Source organism: Streptomyces microflavus (assembly GCF_014650075.1).
GTDB classification, from domain to species: domain Bacteria; phylum Actinomycetota; class Actinomycetes; order Streptomycetales; family Streptomycetaceae; genus Streptomyces; species Streptomyces microflavus.
Window position 1 is genome coordinate 112962 of record NZ_BMUG01000016.1, and the last position, 17445, is coordinate 130406.

General features: G+C 69.5%; 13 protein-coding genes and 2 CRISPR repeat arrays (1 of these 15 cut by a window edge). Of the genes, 11 read left to right on the plus strand and 2 right to left on the minus strand.

The features are described 5' to 3' along the window. Positions 1-552: a CRISPR direct-repeat array (repeat unit 29 nt) (it extends 1974 nt beyond the left edge of the window). 289 nt (positions 553-841) lie between these two features. The 11 genes from cas3 to IE264_RS34535 all read left to right on the plus strand — a co-directional run bounded on the left by cas3 (position 842) and on the right by IE264_RS34535 (position 15078). Further along, entirely contained in the window at positions 842-3700 is a 2859-nt protein-coding gene (cas3, locus tag IE264_RS34485) for a CRISPR-associated helicase Cas3' (protein WP_319647354.1), read from the plus strand. Next, on the plus strand, positions 3693-5396 hold the full coding sequence (casA, locus tag IE264_RS34490) for a type I-E CRISPR-associated protein Cse1/CasA (protein WP_190167834.1): 1704 nt from the start codon (positions 3693-3695) through the stop codon (positions 5394-5396). The genes cas3 and casA overlap by 8 nt, the downstream gene beginning before the upstream one ends. Next, positions 5393-6085, plus strand: coding sequence for a type I-E CRISPR-associated protein Cse2/CasB (gene casB, locus IE264_RS34495; protein ID WP_190167835.1), 693 nt, complete (start codon positions 5393-5395; stop codon positions 6083-6085). Before casA ends, casB begins: the two co-directional genes overlap by 4 nt. Continuing rightward, complete coding sequence (gene cas7e / locus IE264_RS34500; protein WP_190167836.1) at positions 6082-7284, plus strand: type I-E CRISPR-associated protein Cas7/Cse4/CasC; 1203 nt, start codon at positions 6082-6084, stop codon at positions 7282-7284. The genes casB and cas7e overlap by 4 nt, the downstream gene beginning before the upstream one ends. Then, positions 7281-8018, plus strand: coding sequence for a type I-E CRISPR-associated protein Cas5/CasD (gene cas5e, locus IE264_RS34505; RefSeq protein WP_190167837.1), 738 nt, complete (start codon positions 7281-7283; stop codon positions 8016-8018). Before cas7e ends, cas5e begins: the two co-directional genes overlap by 4 nt. Then, positions 8018-8785 (plus strand): type I-E CRISPR-associated protein Cas6/Cse3/CasE, encoded by a 768-nt coding sequence (cas6e, locus tag IE264_RS34510; RefSeq protein ID WP_190167838.1) that lies wholly within the window; start codon positions 8018-8020, stop codon positions 8783-8785. The genes cas5e and cas6e overlap by 1 nt, the downstream gene beginning before the upstream one ends. Before the next feature lie 4 nt (positions 8786-8789). Continuing rightward, positions 8790-9755: a type I-E CRISPR-associated endonuclease Cas1e gene (gene cas1e, locus IE264_RS34515; protein WP_190167839.1), complete on the plus strand. Its 966-nt coding sequence runs from the start codon at positions 8790-8792 to the stop codon at positions 9753-9755. Next, positions 9752-10102 carry a type I-E CRISPR-associated endoribonuclease Cas2e gene (gene cas2e / locus IE264_RS34520; RefSeq protein WP_190167840.1) on the plus strand — a complete coding sequence of 117 codons (351 nt, stop codon included), beginning with the start codon at positions 9752-9754 and terminating at the stop codon, positions 10100-10102. The genes cas1e and cas2e overlap by 4 nt, the downstream gene beginning before the upstream one ends. 83 nt (positions 10103-10185) lie before the next feature. Then, a CRISPR array of direct repeats spans positions 10186-12227; the repeat unit is 29 nt; unit sequence CTGCTCCCCGCGCCCGCGGGGATGGTCCC. A gap of 1051 nt (positions 12228-13278) precedes the next feature. Continuing rightward, the gene (locus IE264_RS34525) at positions 13279-13521 is read left to right on the plus strand and encodes a hypothetical protein (RefSeq protein ID WP_229887926.1); all 243 of its coding nucleotides are present in this window, start codon (positions 13279-13281) and stop codon (positions 13519-13521) included. Positions 13522-13642: 121 nt separating this feature from the next. Then, positions 13643-14575 (plus strand): helix-turn-helix domain-containing protein, encoded by a 933-nt coding sequence (locus IE264_RS34530; protein ID WP_190167841.1) that lies wholly within the window; start codon positions 13643-13645, stop codon positions 14573-14575. 44 nt (positions 14576-14619) lie between these two features. Further along, the gene (locus tag IE264_RS34535; RefSeq protein ID WP_229887928.1) at positions 14620-15078 is read left to right on the plus strand and encodes a hypothetical protein; all 459 of its coding nucleotides are present in this window, start codon (positions 14620-14622) and stop codon (positions 15076-15078) included. A 760-nt stretch (positions 15079-15838) separates the two neighbouring features. On the opposite strand, the gene IE264_RS34540 is transcribed toward IE264_RS34535, so the two are convergent. After that, positions 15839-16228 (minus strand): XRE family transcriptional regulator, encoded by a 390-nt coding sequence (locus IE264_RS34540; RefSeq protein WP_190167842.1) that lies wholly within the window; start codon positions 16226-16228, stop codon positions 15839-15841. A gap of 487 nt (positions 16229-16715) precedes the next feature. Beyond that, entirely contained in the window at positions 16716-17399 is a 684-nt protein-coding gene (locus tag IE264_RS34545; RefSeq protein WP_190167843.1) for an RES domain-containing protein, read from the minus strand. Positions 17400-17445 lie beyond the last annotated feature (46 nt).

The following is a 17445-nucleotide window of genomic DNA, read 5'->3' on the forward strand; positions in this document are numbered from 1 at the left end:
GCGGCCGCCCTCCCCCGCCCGGCGCGTTGGGACCATCCCCGCGTGCGCGGGGAGCAGCCGCCCTTGGTGAGGGTCGCCTGGATCGGGAGGGGACCATCCCCGCGTGCGCGGGGAGCAGAGCACGTACACCGACATCGCGAGCCTGGACGAGGGACCATCCCCGCGTGCGCGGGGAGCAGGCACAGAGTGTCGCCCACCACGGCCAGCGTGGGGGACCATCCCCGCGTGCGCGGGGAGCAGTCGACGATCCATCCGGCGCCGCCGGTGTTGGAGGGACCATCCCCGCGTGCGCGGGGAGCAGCCCGCCGCCGATGAGGCTGAGGGCTCCGCCGAGGGACCATCCCCGCGTGCGCGGGGAGCAGGACGGGTCGCGCGGGCTCAGGTCCCCCGCGGTGGGACCATCCCCGCGTGCGCGGGGAGCAGGGCACCCCTGAAGGGTGGGAGCTGTTCGAGGTCTCGGCCGGGACCATCCCCGCGTGCGCGGGGAGCAGTGTCTTAATCGTCTCAGCGAACCGCAGAACTAGGGACCATCCCCGCGTGCGCGGGGAGCAGTCTTCCTGACCTGCAGCGTTACAGAGGGAGGGTGCGATTCTCGAGCACTTTCATTGATTCCGGCATATCGCCCATTGCGCCTTTCTGGCTGCTTGCTGTGTCAAGTCGCAGATGGTGGTGGCGCATCTTACGGTCGGACATCGGCCGACACGTGGTGGTCGGCGGAATGGCATCAGATTTTCTGATCAGGGCGTGTTGTTCGGTTGTTTGCCTGTATTTATCTGACATGGCTGATGAGGGTGGGGGCCGGTTAGGTCTCGGGGGGCGGCTGCGGGGTGCTGTTCGGCGGGTGTGGGCGAAGCATGACCGGGATGCCGAGGGCTGGCTGCCGTTGTGGCGGCATCTGGAGGACAGCGCTGCTGTGGCGGGGCTGCTGTGGGATGAGTGGCTGCCGGGGCGGGTTCGGGGTGTGATCGGGGCGTCGCTGCCCGGTGGGCTGGAGGACGGGCGGCGGCTGGTGGTGTGGCTGGCTGGTGTGCATGACATCGGGAAGGCGACGCCGGCGTTCGCGTGTCAGGTTGATCAGCTGGCTGACCGCATGCGGGATGTGGGCTTGGAGATGCGGACGCAGAAGCAGTTCGGCCCGGATCGGAAGCTCGCTCCGCACGGTCTGGCGGGGCAGTTGCTGCTGGGGGAGTGGCTGGAGGAGCGGCACGGCTGGTCGGGGAGGCAGTCGGGTCAGTTTGCGGTGGTGGTGGGTGGTCATCATGGTGTGCCGCCGGAGCATGGGCAGATCAAGGCGTTGTATGACCGTCCGCATCTGCTGCGTACGCCGGGGCCGAGCCAGGGGGTGTGGCGGCGGGTCCAGGAGGAGCTTCTCGACGGGTGTGCGGAGGAGTTCGGCGTGGGGGAGCGGCTGGGTGTGTGGCGTTCGGTGCGGTTGCCGCAGCCGGTGCAGGTGCTGTTGAGCGCTGTGGTGATCGTGGCGGACTGGATCGCGAGTAATCCGGAGCTGTTTCCGTATTTTCCGCAGGAGGTGCCGCGTTCTGGTGAGGAGCGGGTGGCGGCAGCGTGGCGTGGGCTGAGTCTGCCGCCGCGCTGGGAGCCGTCGCTGCCGCCGGTGGATGCGGGGGAGTTGTTCGCAGCCCGGTTCGATCTTCCTGGTGGGGCGGTGGTGCGACCGGTGCAGGAGGCCGCGGTCCGGTTGGCGCATTCCATGCCGGCGCCGGGGCTGATGCTGATCGAGGCTCCGATGGGGGAGGGGAAGACCGAGGCGGCGCTGGCGGTGGCGGAGGTTTTCGCGGCGCGTTCCGGGGCGGGTGGAATGCTTTTCGCGCTGCCGACGATGGCGACGGGCAATGCCATGTTTCCGCGGCTGCTGGACTGGCTGGAGAGGCTGCCGGCCGAGGGTGGGGCGCGGCTGTCTGTGTTGCTGGCGCACTCGAAGGCTGCGCTGAACGATGACTTCGCCGAGTTGCTGCGGGACAGTCGGCAGCCGATCGTCGCGGTCGATGTCGATGAGGATGTTTCCCCGTGGCGCCCTGCGGATGCGGGTCGGGTGGCGCCGGCTGTGCTGGTGGCGCACGCGTGGCTGCGGGGGCGGAAGAAGGCGTTGCTGTCCTCGTTCGTCACGGGCACGGTGGACCAGTTGCTGTTCGCGGGGCTCAAGAGCCGTCATCTGGCGCTGCGTCATCTCGCGGTGGCGGGCAAGGTCGTGGTGATTGATGAGGCGCACGCTTACGACACGTATATGAGCGTCTATCTGGACCGGGTTCTGGAGTGGCTGGGGGCGTACGGCGTGCCGGTGGTGGTGCTGTCTGCGACGCTGCCGGCCGCTCGGCGCCGTGAGATGGCGGCCGCTTACGCAGGTGCCGGCCCTGAGGCGTTGGGTTTCAGTGAGGTGGAGGGGGCCACGAGGTACCCGCTGGTGACGTGTGTGGCGCCCGGGCGGGCCCCGGTGATCGAGTGTCCGGCGGTGTCGGGGCGGGGTGGGCGGGTGGTTGTGGAGCCGTTGGGCGACGAGCTGGAAGTGCTTGCGGAACGGCTTGGTTCGGAGCTCGTCGACGGCGGATGTGTGCTGGTGGTCCGTAACACGGTGCAGCGTGTCCTGGATACCGCGAAGGTCCTTCGTGCGCGTTTCGGCAAGGGGCAGGTGACGGTTGCGCATTCCCGGTTCGTCGATGTGGACCGGGCGATGAATGATGCCGGGCTGCTCGACCGGTTCGGGCCGCCCGGGAGGTCGGGTGGTGTACGGCCGGTGGGGCCGCACATCGTGGTGGCCAGTCAGGTCGCCGAGCAGTCCTTGGATGTGGACTTCGATCTTCTGGTGAGCGATCTGTGTCCTGTTGACCTGCTGCTGCAGCGTATGGGCCGCCTGCACCGCCACCAGCGCGGTGCCGGCCAGCTCCTGCGGCCGGCGGGGATGCGGGTGGCGCGGTGCCTGGTGACGGGGGTGGACTGGGCCGGTGCTGTGCCTGTGCCGGTGCGGGGTTCTGTCGCGGTGTACGGGCAGTACAGCCTGCTGCGGTCGCTCGCCGTGCTGCGCCCGCACCTGGAGAGGGGCGGGCGTCCGGTGGGTCTGCCGCAGGACATCAGTGTGCTGGTGCAGGCGGCGTACGGGGAGCCGTCCCAGGTGCCCGGTGGGTGGGAAGAGGAATGGGCCCAGGCTCGGGGACGGCATGAGAAGCACCGGGCGGATCAGGCGGAGCGGGCCGGCCGGTTCCGGATTGATGCGGCTGGGCGGGCGGGGCGGCCGCTGATCGGCTGGGTGTCCGGCGGGGGCGGGGACGCCGACGATACGCGGGCCGGGCGGGCTCAGGTCCGTGACAGCCAGGAGACGCTGGAAGTTCTCGTTGTGCAGCGGCTGGCGGACGGGCGGCTGGTCACGCTGCCCTGGCTGGCGAAAGACGGCCGGGGGCGCGTGCGTGGCGGCCTCGACCTGCCTGTGGACCGGTGCCCGTCCCCTGCGGCGGCGCGGGCTGCGGCGAGTAGCGGACTTCGGCTTCCGGTGCAGTTCTCGGCGCCCGAGGTGATGGACCGGGCGATCGCCGAGCTGGAGAAGTTCTTCGTCCCGGCGTGGCAGTCCAAGGACAGCCACTGGCTGGCCGGGCAGCTGATTCTCGTTCTCGACGCCGATTGTCAGACCCAACTGGCAGGCTTCAGCCTCCAGTACAGCGAAAGTGATGGACTTGAGGTGACCCGTGTCTGAAACACCATCGGGAACGGCCGGCAGCGGCCCGTTATCGTTCGACCTGACCAGCCGCCCGTGGATCGGAGTCCTGCGCTGCGACGGCGTGCAGGAAGAGATGTCGCTGCGCACGGTGTTCGCCGAGGCCGGGAGGGTGCGGCGGCTGGTGGGAGACCTGCCCACCCAGGAGTTCGCCCTTCTGCGGCTGCTCCTGGCCATCGCCCACGATGCGCTGGAGGGCCCCCGGGACATCGATCACTGGGCGGATCTGTGGGACGACGAGGAGTGTTTCGCTCCCGTCGACGCCTACGTGACCGAACACCGGCACCGGCTGGACCTGCTGGACGTCACAGCCCCGTTCTTCCAGGTCGCGGGTCTGCGGACGGGCAAGGGCGAGGTGGCGTCCCTCAACCGGATCGTCGCGGATGTCCCGAACGGGGAGCCGTTCTTCACCTCACGGATGCCCGGGGTGGACCGTCTCGGATTCGCCGAAGCAGCCAGATGGGTCGTGCACGCCCACGCCTTCGACACCTCCGGTATCAAGAGCGGCACCGAAGGGGATGACCGGGTCAAGGGCGGCAAGGTCTACCCGCTCGGGGTCGGCTGGTCGGGAAACCTGGGCGGTGTGTTCGCCGAGGGCCATACGCTGCGCGAGACGCTTCTGCTGAACCTGGTCGCCGCGGACACGAACGGCCTGCGTTTCGACTCCGGTGACCGGCCCGCATGGCGGCGGGACCCCGACGGGCCCGGCGTCCTGGACGGCCGGCAGCCGAGCGGGGTCCGCGACCTGTACACCTGGCAGTCACGGCGTCTGCGGCTGCACTTCGACCACAACGGTGTGCACGGTGTCGTCCTCGGCTACGGCGACCCCCTCGGCGCCCACAACCTCCACACCCGTGAGCCGATGACCGCCTGGCGGCGGAGCCCGGCCCAGGAGAAGAAGCGCGGCGAACCGCTGGTGTACCTGCCCCGCGAGCACGATCCGGCGCGGGCGGCATGGCGGGGCCTCGCCTCGCTGATCTCCGGCCGCACCGAATCCTCACAGGGGGCGGAGGCCGCCCCGTTCCTGCGGCCAGGAGTCCTGGAGTGGGTCTCCCGCCTGACCACCGAAGGGGTACTGGAGCGCAGCTTCCTGATCCGGACCCGGGTGATCGGCGCGGTGTACGGGACGCAGCAGTCCGTGATCGACGAGATCGCTGACGACCGGCTGGCCATGGGCGTGGTGCTGCTCCACGACCGGGACCGGGCGTACGGGACACAGGCCATCGACGCGGTCGCTGACGCGGAGGGCGCGGTCACCGCTTTCGGTGACCTGGCCACGGATCTGGCCCGCGCGGCCGGTGCTGAGTCCGACGGACCCCGTGCCACGGCCCGCGATCAGGGGTTCGGTGCCCTGGACGGCCCCTACCGTGCGTGGCTCGCCGCCCTCGCCGACGCCCAGGACCCCTACCTGGCGCGGGAGGAATGGAAAGAACAGGTCCGCCGCACCGTTGAGCAGCTGGGTGCCCGGCTCCTGGCCGCGGCCGGGGAGGCCGCCTGGACCGGGCGGACCGTGCCCGCCAAACAGGGATCCCAGTGGCTCAACTCCGCCTTGGCCGAATCCTGGTTCCGTGCCCGCCTCGCCAAAACCCTCGGCACCCCGCAGGCCTGTGCCGCGACGGCAGGCGGTGGCGCCGCACCGCCCTCCGAAGACCTCACCCCGAAGGTGCCCGCATGACCACCACCGTCACCCCTCTGACCGCCCGGCAACGCGTACAAGAAGCCACCGAGGACCTCATCGGCCCGTTGCAGCGGGACCTGCTCGCCGACCGGTCGCACGCCGTCGCCGCCCTGGCCCGCCTGCGCCGGGGGGCGGGCAAGGACACCTCCCAGGTCCCCGACCTGTGGGGCCTGGTCGACATCGGTCCCCTCCACGACCGGCCGAAGGACGGCGGCAGGCCCCTCACCGAAGGCGAACTCACGCACGCCGAGGACGCGGTACACACCGCGCTGACCCTGTGGGCCCTGCACCAGCAGTCCCGCGGCCAGGGCATGCACCAAAGCGGCCGACCCCCCGCCCACCGCGGACTCGGAGCAGCGGTACGCCAGCTGATGCCGCCCGGCGAGATCGCCGAACCCGTCCGCAAACGCCTCGTGAGGGCCGGCACCGCACCCGACCTCCCGCAACTGGCCCAACGCCTGCGCGACATCGTGCTGCTGCTGCGCCAGCAGGACATCCCCCTCGACTACGCGCTCCTCGCGGCGCAGCTCTACCAGTGGCAGGCCCCCGGCGGCCGGGACACCGTCCGCCGCGCCTGGGGCCGCTCCTTCCACGCCTACCGCGGACCGCAGAACACCTCCAAGACCGGTGCCCCGGACGACGCCGCACCGGACCACGACCACACCGCTGACAAGGACGCCTCGTGACGACCCGCATCTACATCGACGTGCACGCCCTGCAGACCGTGCCGCCCAGCAACCTCAACCGTGACGACACCGGTGCCCCGAAGTCCGCCGTCTACGGCGGTGTGCCCCGTGCCCGGGTGTCCAGCCAGGCATGGAAGCGTGCCACACGCGCCTACTTCAGTGACGAGCACCTGCTGGAGCCCAGCGAGCTCGGCGTACGGACGAAGAAGGTCGCCGAGGTCCTCGCCGAACGCATCAGTGCCCTCGACCCCGCCATCGAGCGGGCCGATGCCCTGCAGACCGCCGCCGTCGTGATCGAGAACGCCACCGGCTCGAAGATCGAAGTACCCAAACGGAACGCGGACGCCGCGAAGGACAGCGAGGAGCAGCCGCCCCCGCAGTCGAAGTACCTCATGTTCCTCAGCGCCCGCCAGCTCGACAGCCTGGCCGCCCTCGGCGTAGAGGGCGCACCGGACATCAAGGGCTACTTCAAGGACAAGGCGCACAAGGCCCGGGCGAAGGAGATCGCCGACACCCGGCACTCCGTCGACATCGCCCTCTTCGGGCGGATGGTCGCCGACTCCGCCGACATCAACGTCGACGCGGCCGTCCAGGTCGCCCACGCGATCAGCGTCCACCGCGTCGAGAACGAGTCCGACTACTACACCGCGGTCGACGACCGGAACACCGACGCCGAGCCGGGCGCCGGAATGATCGGGACGGTCGACTTCAACTCCGCCACCCTCTACCGCTACGCGGCACTCGGCGTCCACCAGCTCGCCGACAACCTCGGCCAAGGGCTGCGCGAGGACGAACCGGTCACCACCCCGGTCCGGCGGGCGGTGGAGGCGTTCGTGCACGGCTTCGTCGCGTCCCTGCCCACCGGGAAGATCAACACCTTCGGGCACCACACCCTGCCCGACGCGGTCATCGTGAAACTCCGCACCACCCGCCCCATCAGCTTCGTCGCCGCGTTCGAGGAACCCGTACGGGCCGACCAGACCAGCGGCCACGTCAAAGAGGCCTCCGCCCGCCTGGCCGAGTACATCCCCGACATCGAACGCGCCTACGGAGACGAGGAGTCCACCCTCACCTGGGTTCTCCGGGTCGGCCCGAACACCGCAAAGCTCACCGGAATCGGCGAAGAGGCCACCAACCTGACTGCCCTCGTCTCCCACGTCGGCCAGGCCGTCGCCGACCACCTGGAAAAGCCCGCATGAGCGTCCTCACCCTGCTGCTGGCCGGCCCCCTGCAAGCCTGGGGGGCCTCCGCCCGCTTCACCCGCCGCACCACCGAAGCAGCCCCCACCAAAAGCGGCGTCATCGGCATCCTCGCCGCCGCCCAAGGCATCCAGCGCGGCGACGACACCCACCTCGCCGAACTCGCGGCCCTGCGCTTCGGCGTCCGCATCGACCAGCCCGGCACCCGCGTCCGCGACTTCCAGACCGCCCACCACCGCATCACCGACAAATCAATGCCGCTCTCCGAACGGTTCTACCTCGCCGACGCCGTCTTCACCGCCGCCGTCGAAGGCGACCACACCCTTCTGGCCACCCTCCACAACGCCCTGCGCAACCCCGTCTACCCACCGTTCCTGGGCCGCCGCTCCTGCCCGCCCGCCCACCCGGTCGAACTCGCCATCCACGACACCACCCTCACCCGGGCTCTACGCGACGAACCCTGGCACGCCGCCCACTGGTACCAGAAACTCCACCGCACCACCCACACCGTCCCCCTCGTGATCCTCCGCGACGCCAACCCCGGCGAACGCAACGGCGACACGCTGCCCGACCACCCCCTCAGCTACGCCGCCGAACACCGCCGCCACGCCCTGCGAACCGTCGTGAGCGAAACCGTCGACATCCCCAACCCGCGAGCTCACGCCCGGCAGCCTGCCCGCCGCCAGCCCGTACCGCACCACGACCCGTTCGGTCCGCTGGAGGACACCCTCTGATGCACCTGACCCGCTTCCGCCTGAACACCGCACGCCCCGGCGCCCGCCGCCTCCTCGCCTCCCCCCAGTCCCTGCACGCCGCGGTCATGGCCTCCTTCCCTCACCTCCTGCCCACCGACACCACCACCGAAGGGGCCCGCGTGCTGTGGCGCCTCGACCACAACGCACGCGCCGAAGTGCTCCTCTACATCGTCAGCCCCGACCTCCCCGACCTCACCCACCTCGTCGAACAGGCCGGCTGGCCCGCCGCCCACACCCCACAAACCCCCGGCTGGCACACCCGCCCCTACACGCCCTTCCTCGACCGGATCACCCAGGGCGACACCTACGCCTTCCGCCTCACCGCCAACCCCGTCCACCACATCCGGCGCAAGGACGGCGAACCCACCAAAGCCACCGCCCACGTCACCCCCACCCACCAGATGGGCTGGCTCCTGAACCCCGAGAGACAAGAACGAGCCGGCTTCCGCATCAACGACAAACCCCACGACCAGCGACTCCTGCCCGCCGGACTCACCCACCAGCGCCGCCCCCACCACGGCGACCTCCACACCCTCACCGTCCGCGACGAACGCACCCTCACCTTCGCGAAGAACCGCGACACCCCATCAGCACGCCACCAGGTAAAGGTCGTCACCGTCACCTACGACGGCCACCTCACCGTCACCGATCCACAAGCACTGCGCCGCACCCTGACCCAGGGCATCGGCCGCGCCAAGGCCTACGGCTGCGGACTCATGACCCTCGCACCCCTGCCCGCCGGCTGAAGCCATGACCACCGTCGGCAAACGCCCCGCCCTCACGCCCCGGCACCTCACCCGCACCACGGAACGCCTCTCCTTCATCTACCTGGAGCGGTGCACCATCCACCGGGACGCCAACGCCATCACCGCGGAGGACGCCGAGGGGACCACCCACATCCCCTCCGCCACCATCGGCACCCTCCTCCTGGGACCCGGCACCCGCATCACCCACCAGGCGATGAGCGTCCTCGGAGAAACAGGAGCCTGCGTCGCCTGGGTCGGCGAACACGGCGTCCGCTACTACGCCGGAGGACGCGCCCTCAGCCGATCCGCAGCCCTCCTCGAAGCACAGGCCACCCAGTGGGCCAACGTCCGCAGCCGCATCGCCGTCGCACGGGCCATGTACCGCCTGCGGTTCCCCGACGAAGACCCGGCCGGCCTCACCCGCCACGAACTGCTCGGCAGAGAAGGCACACGGGTACGGAACTGCTACCGCGCCCAGGCCGCCCGCACCGGCCTGCCCTGGAACGGACGCCACTACACCCCCGGTGACTTCACCAGCGGCGACCCCGTCAACCAGGCGATCACCGCCGCCGCACAGTGCATGTACGGAGTCGCGCACGCCGTCGTCGCCTCACTCGGATGCAGCCCCGGCCTCGGCTTCGTCCACTCCGGACACGAGCTCTCCTTCGTCCTGGACATCGCCGACCTCTACAAAACCGACATCGGTATCCCCCTCGCCTTCGACGTCGCGGCCGAAAGTGAAGAAGACATCGGATCACGCACCCGCCGAGCCCTCCGGGACAGGATCAACGAGACCAGACTCCTCGAGCGCTGCGTCAGAGACATCAAGGACCTGCTCCTGCCTGACAACCCGGAGCATGCGAGCGAACCAGCGGAGAACACTGACCGAGTAACGCTCCAGAGCGACAGAGGCCTGAACGTCTCCTCGGGAGTGAACTACGGAACCGAAGACGAGGCGGCAATCTGGTGACCGTTATCGTCCTCACCAACTGCCCGCCCGGCCTCCGGGGCTTCCTCACACGATGGCTCCTGGAAATCTCCGCCGGCGTGTTCATAGGCAACCCCTCGTCCCGCATCCGAGACGTGCTCTGGGACGAAGTCCAGCAGTACGCCGGACAAGGCCGCGCGCTCCTCGCCCACACGACCAACAACGAGCAGGGCTTCACCTTCCGCACCCACGACCACACCTGGCACCCAACCGACCACGAAGGCCTCACTCTGATCCAGCGCCCCCATACCACTACGAGCTCAACTAGCAGCACTGCGAAGCCGGGGTGGAGCGCGGCGTCCAAGCGGCGCCGCTTCGGAAGAAGATAGAAGACTAAATGTCTCATCTGTCGGAATCGATGAAAGTACTCGAGAATCCGCTGTTCGCGAGATAAACCCGCAGGTCAACGAGTCTGCTCCCCGCGCCCGCGGGGATGGTCCCCGGTTCCCAGATGGAGAACCGCTCCACCTTCTCTGCTCCCCGCGCCCGCGGGGATGGTCCCGACGTCGTCGCCTGACCCGCGCCCCGCGCAGGCTGCTCCCCGCGCCCGCGGGGATGGTCCCGAGCTGTACGCCGAGAAGAACCAGGTGGGTTTCTGCTCCCCGCGCCCGCGGGGATGGTCCCAAGGGATTCACCTTCGAGAAGGGTGCATGAAACTGCTCCCCGCGCCCGCGGGGATGGTCCCCTCGGAAACAGCAAGGCGGCGAATGACGCCCTCTGCTCCCCGCGCCCGCGGGGATGGTCCCCGGTGCTGGTGGTCCTCGACCCGCTCACAGCCCTGCTCCCCGCGCCCGCGGGGATGGTCCCTATGGGTAAGTTCTACTCATGCACCAACCCCCCTGCTCCCCGCGCCCGCGGGGATGGTCCCTGCACGCTTGCGCCCGCAAGCAGCGCGGTGATCTGCTCCCCGCGCCCGCGGGGATGGTCCCTCCTCGCGCAAGGCCTCCATCCGCCTGGTGGCCTGCTCCCCGCGCCCGCGGGGATGGTCCTCCAGTGGTCGCCGCTTGCCTTGGTATTGCATCCTGCTCCCCGCGCCCGCGGGGATGGTCCCCCGGCCGGCCGGCCGCGGGCTCGTTCGCGGTGCTGCTCCCCGCGCCCGCGGGGATGGTCCCACCCGCCTCGACCCGAGGGGCAGGCGGGTGTGCTGCTCCCCGCGCCCGCGGGGATGGTCCCTACGAGTTCTGGACGCTCCAGGGCCAGGACGCCTGCTCCCCGCGCCCGCGGGGATGGTCCCTCAGCCACGCCATCGAGTGCAACAGCATCAGTCTGCTCCCCGCGCCCGCGGGGATGGTCCCCCGTCCGGGATCGGGCAGTGCGCCTCGATCCACTGCTCCCCGCGCCCGCGGGGATGGTCCCCAGCTGGGCAGACTCCGCCGGCCGCACCTGGACTGCTCCCCGCGCCCGCGGGGATGGTCCCGACAAGTAGAAGCCAGAGCGAGGTCGATGTCACTGCTCCCCGCGCCCGCGGGGATGGTCCCGCTTCGCGCCCCGGCTGGGGTGGGGCGGTCGGCTGCTCCCCGCGCCCGCGGGGATGGTCCCCACTGGTCGCCGTCCTTGTCGCGGTAGGTGTCCTGCTCCCCGCGCCCGCGGGGATGGTCCCCACGCGACCATCGGCCCCGACCGGCTCGGATGCTGCTCCCCGCGTCCGCGGGGATGGTCCCGTCCCGCTCGAGATCACCGCGACCACCGAGGTCTGCTCCCCGCGCCCGCGGGGATGGTCCTCTTCCAGGTGACGCGGAAGTTGAGGAGCCAGTCTGCTCCCCGCGCCCGCGGGGATGGTCCCGACGACCACCTGACCCTCCCCGTCACGGCCGGCTGCTCCCCGTGCCCGCGGGGATGGTCCCTCGCCCATGCTGCCGTCGGTCGTGGTGACGGCCTGCTCCCCGCGCCCGCGGGGATGGTCCCGTGCGAGGCCTGATTGTAGGCGTGGCTGGAAACTGCTCCCCGCGCCCGCGGGGATGGTCCCGTCTGGGACAGGGCGGTGCCGATGCAGGCGGTCTGCTCCCCGCGCCCGCGGGGATGGTCCCCCCACTCCGGGTCTGGTCAGCACCGCGCCCGGCTGCTCCCCGCGCCCGCGGGGATGGTCCCATGAGCCCCAGCAGCCGCGACGCCCATGCTCTCTGCTCCCCGCGCCCGCGGGGATGGTCCCCACGCGGACAGCCGGAGGCTGACCCGGGCGCGCTGCTCCCCGCGCCCGCGGGGATGGTCCCACCGTGAACCTCGCCGGCGGATGGTGGACGGGCTGCTCCCCGCGCCCGCGGGGATGGTCCCCATGCCGTGGACGACGCCCGGACGATCGTCAGCTGCTCCCCGCGCCCGCGAGGATGGTCCCGACCCGCGCAGCGACGGCCCGGCGTACGTACCTTGCTCCCCGTGCCCGCGGGGATGGTCCCGACCGGCTCATCAAGCTGACCGAGTACCGACGCTGCTCCCCGCGCCCGCGGGGATGGTCCCGACGACGGGACACGTCTATGCCGACCGGCACGCTGCTCCCAGCGCCCGCGGAGGTGAGCCGCCGCGGGGACGATGTGCTCCTGGTGGTGGTCGGTGCTCTCCGCTCGAGCGGAGTTGAGCCGCAGGACGAGATGTCCGGCTACGAGTGGACGTTGCGTTCTCCGCGCGAGCGGAGGTGAGCCGCCCACCGGCGTCAGCGGCAAGGCCCATGACGTGTGCTCTCCGCGCAAGTGGAGGTGAGCCCGGCGTCGGTCATGTCCTGCGGCTGACGTGCTCTCCGCACAAGTGGGTCCGCCGCGGCTTTCAGCTCGCCCATGGGGCCCGTAGTTCGCACCTACGGGCGCTGGTGGGAGGCCGAGACCGCGGCCAGCGACACCACGGCGCCGTGTGCACCATCCGCGTGGTTCCCGCGGGAACGGCGTCCACAGGCAAGCCGTTCCGGTCGGCGTTGTCCTCCCCGGCCGCGTCGGAAATGCCAGCGAATAGACGGGAGTTAATGGTCACCGACGGCTGCCGCGAGGCGCTCGCCGCTTACTGCGTCACCTTGAGTACTCATCCGGCATTACACCAACGCTGAAGTCGAGGCGGCCGTCGAACGACAGTTCCGTGACCGGATCGGTAGTGGGGGAGGGCGGCGTGAACGGATTCGTTGACAATTTTCGCGATCTTGAAGGGGCTCGGTGGGGGTGTGCGTCAGGCGTGCGGGGGTGTCAGGGTTACGCGCCCGCACGCGGCGGATTCAGGTTGGTAGTGGCCTTTGCCCGTTTCCGCTGACCGTTTTTGATCGGCTGAGTGAGTCTTCTGTCGCGGTAGTTGATCGCGTTGCGTTCTGAGGGCAGGCGGGTACCGGTGCCCATGGCGCTACTCAGCGACACGAGACGGGTGCGGAAGGTAGTACATTCCGATTCCCGGTTCTCACCGGGACGGCAAAGACCCCGGCTGCTGGTTGGTCGCCTCGCCGGGGCCTCTTGTCGCTCGTCAACGTCAGCTCGAACCCTGAAGGAGGGCTCTGGTGTCTCCAAGCTGCCGTCGTACCCGTCTCCCTGCCCGCGTGAACACGTTCGCAAGGAAACTGAGCCGCGAGCGTATCATCCCTGCTGAGTACATGGTTCAAACACATGGGTGGGATGTCACGGCTGTCACGCTGCGCGGAAGTCTGCCCATCGTCGCAGTTTCCCTGCCCCTGATCGTCGTCCCGGCCTCTTTCGATCCCCGGATGCTCCCGTTGCTGGCCCTCTTTCTGACGGCCTCTCACGGATCTTTGCTGGTCCACCGCCGGATCCGCCGCCGCTGACCAGGCGGGCCGCGCAGCGCGGGCACCGGTCCCGCTGTGCGGCCCCGGCTCGCCCACAGCTTCCGTCACCGCGCCGGGGCGGGCACAGATACCCGCCCCGGCACACCGAAAGAGGTCACCCGTGCCCGCCAGTTCGTACCCCTCACCCCAGCGGCCCGCCCGCCCCGGTACAGCCGTCGACGCCGACCGGGCAGCCCGCTGCACCGAGGCCCTGCGCGACATCGCCGAGGACTTCGCCGTGGTCTCCGACGCGCTCATGCACAAGACCTACGGCGTCGCGACCCCGACCGCCGATCTCGTCGACACCGTCCTGGAACTGAGGAGGCTCACCGAGGAGGCGGTCGCGGCGATCGTCGTCCGCCAGAGGTCCCAGGGAGAACCGCTCAGCGACCTCGCCTCCTCCCTGGATCTCACTGTGGACCGGCTGCGCAAGAAGTACGTACCGAAGACCGTCGACCAGGCCCTCGCGGCCCGCCGCCGGCCCAACCGGCGGGCCGCTACCGCCCGGCCGCCCGACGACGTGCCCGCCCCGAAGAATCTGCTCCGCCGCCCGCGCCAGCGCCTGGCGTGCGCGCTCACCCGGATGCAGAAACAGGCCGGCATCACCCAGCAGGCTCTCGCCGCGCACATGAATGTGGACCCGTCCTACGTCTCGCGCCTGCTCTCGGGCGAGCGGGAACTCTCCTGGCAGCACGTCAAGGCCATCGTCGACTGCTGCGACGGCACCCCGGACCTGGTCAAGCCCCTCTGGGAAGCGGCCGCGGGCATCGAGCCGACCGGCACCGATCCCGCCCGCTACCTGCGCACCTACCTTCAGGCCCTCCGGTACGCGAACGGCTCTCCGTCCGACCGGGCGGTCATCGCCTCCAGTCAGCACGCGATCACCATCGCGGACCTGCGCCAGGCCCTTCAGGGCTGGGCCGTGCCCGAGTGGCCGGTCGTCAGCCAGCTCGTCACGGCCCTGCAGGGCCTGCCCGAGGTGGCGCTCCCGTTGTGGCGCCGCGCCCGTTCCAGCACGGAGACCTGCACCCTTCGCGCCGAGGCCTTCGGCTGACCATGACCAGCAGGAGAGCAGCCCTGAAACCTCCCGCACCCTCTGTGATCACGAATGCCTTTTACGCCTTCTACGACCTGCATCGTCCCGCGTACCACGCGTACGCGGCGGCCTACCTACCGCCGGAGGAAGCGCGGATAGCCGTCACGCACATCTTCGCCCTGGTCGCTGACCACTGGTCCACCATCATTTCCCAGCGCTACCCCTCCGCTTGGGCCTGGGAGCGCTACACCCGCACCATTGCCCGCCGCAGCGGCCGCGCACCCACCGCCACCGAGGACGTCCACCTGCTGTACGAGCAGCTGCTGCTGAGCATCGATCAGATCGCCACCGTGACGGGCGTCGAACCTGCCGCCGTCACCGCCCTCCTGGCCGCCGCCCACCGATCGGCCTCCCAAGGTCGAAGGCCCCAGAAGTCTCCGGGGCGATGTGCCGCCGACAGCCGGCCACCGCGGGGGCGCAGGGAGCCGGCACGAGGGAACGGTGTCACCACGGACCAGTAGTTGACGGTGAGGAGTGCTCCAGTGCGGCTCCAGCTCTCTCCGGGCGCGTGTGGCACGGCCGCTCCGCTCTTCGCGGTCCGGGCGGATGACGCAGCGGCCGTGCGTACTCCCCGGAAACCCCCTCGTGGTTCCACGAAGCGCGTTACCTGATCGTCGCCTGGTCGCCAGCGACTACCGGTGTGTACTGCCGCCCGTCCTGTATGACGTGGCGGCCAGCCTCATCGGGCATCTCGCCGACCAGCTGCCCGCCGCCTCCGAGGGCCGGCTGGACCTGCCTACCTGGAGCACCTCTGGTCGGTTCTCCAGGTAGGCAGGCACGCCCGGCCGCGGGTGAAACTCAAAGGTCGTCCGTCGTGGCTCATCCAGCTCAGTGCTTGACGCGCGAGCTGCCGGAAGGGCGTGGCGATCTCGATCGGCTCCGCCGGAGTGCCTGGGCGCTCACGCGCCCAGGCGGCGGCGTAGTCTCGCGCGGAATGAGGCACTGCCAGAGTCCTCACTGGCAAGGATGGTCGGCTGCAGCCGAGCCGACCTGATAGCTGTGCGGACACCACTCACACTTATCGCAGCTGTGATCGTCGATTGAGCTCTGAGTTCTACCACGCACGAGATCGCTAGCTGCGCGGGGTACGGGGAACGCTGCAGTGCGAACAACACCTAAGCGAGTACGGCCAGGTCCTGCGTGACGAGGTACTCGCCAACGCCATCCTCGATATGCCCCGTGAAACGAATCTGGCCTGTACGTGCGTTCGTTGCGCGGACCTCACAGGTCGCCCCGCTGGAAGGAGCGTGCTGCGGCCATGGCTTCCTTGAAGCGTCCCTGGGCGATGGCCTCGATGGGGGAGTCGTCTTCAAGCTGCGGGTTCATGCCCATCATCCAGGCACGCGCGATGTGGTGGTTTTCGCAGTTGGCGATGAAGGTGAAAACCTGGCAGGCGGCACGCATCCGGTTCTCCGCGTCGATGCGTGGGGCGTTCTGCTCACGAGCCCATCGTCCAACTTGCTTGTGGTCTTCCACGCCTGCGATGAGAGCGGCCACTCGCTGACTAAAAGTGTCCTGCAGCAGGGCAGCCATCTGAGCGGGCGTTAGTACCGTTGTCTCGCGGAGTGCTCGGCCCTCGGCTTCGGCGGCTGTCTCTCGCTGAGTCTTCATGGTCTCCTCGATTCCTTGCTGGCCGCTAGGCAACTGCGAAGGAAGTTCGCGCTTGGAGCGCTAAGGCCGTGGTGTGGGGTGGGCGAGGTGCATGCCGCGGTGGCTGGTGATACCGCGCGTGCCCGGATCTGGCCGGTAAGCCAGGGATGCACACCTTGTCGGCTCGGAGGAGACGTTTTTGATCGGGTACGTCAGCTGCGCGGCCGGCATGGACCGCAGTGGCGGCGCCGGTAACCACCGGTCTATGCGTAGATGGGTCATCAACATGCTTACTCCTAGGTTCAGTTGGCTACAGCGTACCCTTTTAGGGGCTCCTTACTCCATAGTTTTCCCACCTTAAAACACCCCTAAATCCCACCTGGGGTAAGTGTGCAGGTGCTCTGAGCTGCACCTTCTTGCCAGGTGCAGCAGGTACAGCGTTGTGACGGCGACGCAGGGAGGAGACCTGAACGAGGGACATTGCGTACGGCTAGACGATGCATCGCGGTCACCGGATGCGCAGGCCGTACTCCTTAGCGACCTCTCGCAGTGCCCAGTCCTCCTTCTTGATCGGACGCCGCTCCTGCTCGTGCAGCTCGGTGTCGCGCCATATGGCCCAGCACTGGTAGCCGGCGTAGCCGGAGCGATAGGTGATGCCCTGGACCAGCTGATGTCCCCTTTCGTTGCGCTGCGCTACCGCCCAGGCGGCGATCTGACGGGTGATGCGCCTGTCCCTGCCCCGCAGGTGCTTGTCGGTCAGGGAGTCGCCTACACCGAAGGCTTTGAGGTCCTCACCGAGTTCGTCGAGGAGGACGCTGCGTGTCGCATCGGCTTCCAGATCCAGGAACTGAGCTTCGGACGATGTGGTCAGCCGGACCAGGATCCGGTTGTGCCTCCAGCTTGAGGCGATGTCACCGACGGACATATGCGCTCCCTCGGTGGGGGCCCCCTCCGTCATCCACCCGCGCATACGGGGGGAAACGCGGAACTGTTCCAGAGCTTCCGCATAGCAGCCGGCCGGGTCCGAGGCGCAGTACAACGTCCCGTAGGAGAAGAGGCTGAATCTCCCGGCCGACGAACCGTCGAAGGTCTCGGGCTCCACTTGGTTGTACTTGACCGGTTCTTCGGACCATCCCAAGCGCCACAGGCCCTGCACGGGTGCCTGTGACAGGGTGACAGAGGGGACGGTCATCGCAGCCGCCTCCCCTGGACGGCAGGCGCAGGGCCACTCTCCGTTG

Excerpts from the sequence above, each read along its gene's own strand:
- casB (WP_190167835.1), top strand. The coding sequence starts at position 5,393 with ATGACCACCACCGTCACCCCTCTGACCGCCCGGCAACGCGTACAAGAA.
- cas5e (WP_190167837.1), top strand. The coding sequence starts at position 7,281 with ATGAGCGTCCTCACCCTGCTGCTGGCCGGCCCCCTGCAAGCCTGGGGG.
- cas6e (WP_190167838.1), top strand. The coding sequence starts at position 8,018 with ATGCACCTGACCCGCTTCCGCCTGAACACCGCACGCCCCGGCGCCCGC.
- cas1e (WP_190167839.1), top strand. The coding sequence starts at position 8,790 with ATGACCACCGTCGGCAAACGCCCCGCCCTCACGCCCCGGCACCTCACC.
- IE264_RS34540 (WP_190167842.1), bottom strand. The coding sequence starts at position 16,228 with ATGAAGACTCAGCGAGAGACAGCCGCCGAAGCCGAGGGCCGAGCACTC.
- IE264_RS34545 (WP_190167843.1), bottom strand. The coding sequence starts at position 17,399 with ATGACCGTCCCCTCTGTCACCCTGTCACAGGCACCCGTGCAGGGCCTG.